The following is a 1,412-nucleotide window of genomic DNA, read 5'->3' on the forward strand; positions in this document are numbered from 1 at the left end:
GAAGCTCCATACCTGCCATGCCTGCCAGGGAACGGGGGCCGCGGCCGGCACCTCGCCCACAACCTGCCCGACCTGTCAGGGCAGAGGTCAGGTGCTTCAATCGAGCGGTTTTTTCACCATCAGCTCCACTTGCCCTCATTGTCACGGGCAGGGAAAGTTTATCGCCAAACCATGTCATGATTGCAGGGGAACGGGAAAGGAAAAACAGCGTAAATCGGTTGAGCTGAAAATACCCGCCGGTGTCGAAACGGGCTCACGGCTGCGTCTGCGCGGTGAGGGCGAATCGGGTGAACAGGGCGGCCCCAGCGGTGATTTGTATGTTTTTTTACAGGTTGAGGAGCATGATTATTTTGTGCGCTCCGAAGACGACATTATCTGTCGCGTCCCCATATCCTTCGTTCAGGCGGCACTCGGTGCAACGATTGAAGTGCCAACTTTAAAAGATGCCGAAAAAATTAAAATCCCCAGAGGCACACAAACCGGTCGGATATTCCGTCTCAAAGGCAAAGGCATCCCTCATTTGCAGGGATATGGCCGCGGAGATCAGATCATTGAAGTCTTTGTAGAAATTCCGACCGAATTAACGAGAAAACAGGAAGATATGCTGAGAGAATTTGAAAAGCTCAGCTCGTGACGTTCCGCACAATATAGAGTTGCAATCCATGCCGCAATATGTTTAAACCCAGTTCAATTGAACGATTCGGAGGGATAAATATGAAATATCATAAATATCGTCTCATTGTCTGTCTATTTGTTCTTGTTCTTTTTTCAGGCTGTGCCACGGCCGTACTCATCGGAGGTGCGGCAATCGGCGCAGGTACGGGAACTTATTTTTATGTCAACGGAGAACTGAAGACCGACTACATTGCTTCATTCGATCAAGTGTGGAACGCGTGCGAAAAAACGGTCGCTGATATGCATGGTACGGAAGTTCAACCCGCAAAAGAAATCGCGCAGGGAAAGATCACGGCAATCATCAATGATGAAAAGGTCAAGTTTGATATTACCTATCGGTCAAAAAATCAAACCTCTGTCGGTATTCGCGTAGGACTGGTTGGTAATAAGATGTCTTCCCAGCTTCTCCACGACAAAATTGCCGAAAACCTCTCCAAGGGCTGATCTGCCCCGATTATAATAAGGACCGGCCCGGCATCCTCATGAATAAAAAACTCATTTTCGGCATCGTGCTTGGCATTGTTCTGATTTACTTTTCGGTCCGGGGAATTGACTTCAACGAAACCCTTCTCCATTTGAAGAAAATCCATCTTGGTTATGCAGCCCTGTCTCTTTTTTTTATCGTCCTTATGCAGGCTTTGCGATCCTACCGCTGGGGGGTGATCCTGCAGCCGATGGCAAAGATCGATCAGCTTACTCTCTTTTCCGTAACCAGCGTCGGTTTCCTCGCCATTTCC

3 protein-coding genes are annotated in these 1,412 nt (G+C 48.7%); all 3 read left to right on the forward strand.

Translation table 11 applies throughout. The features are described from left to right. Positions 1-634: molecular chaperone DnaJ (locus CVU71_18635; protein ID PKN16629.1), on the forward strand; the 634-nt coding region annotated here is incomplete at its 5' end. Positions 635-672: 38 nt separating this feature from the next. Next, positions 673-1,119 carry a hypothetical protein gene (locus CVU71_18640; GenBank protein ID PKN16630.1) on the forward strand — a complete coding sequence of 149 codons (447 nt, stop codon included), beginning with the start codon at positions 673-675 and terminating at the stop codon, positions 1,117-1,119. 38 nt (positions 1,120-1,157) lie between these two features. Next, a partial coding sequence (locus CVU71_18645; GenBank protein ID PKN16631.1) for a hypothetical protein occupies positions 1,158-1,412 on the forward strand: 255 nt, incomplete at its 3' end.

The organism is Deltaproteobacteria bacterium HGW-Deltaproteobacteria-6, assembly GCA_002840435.1.
In the GTDB taxonomy this organism is placed as follows: Bacteria; Desulfobacterota; Syntrophia; order Syntrophales; family Smithellaceae; genus UBA8904.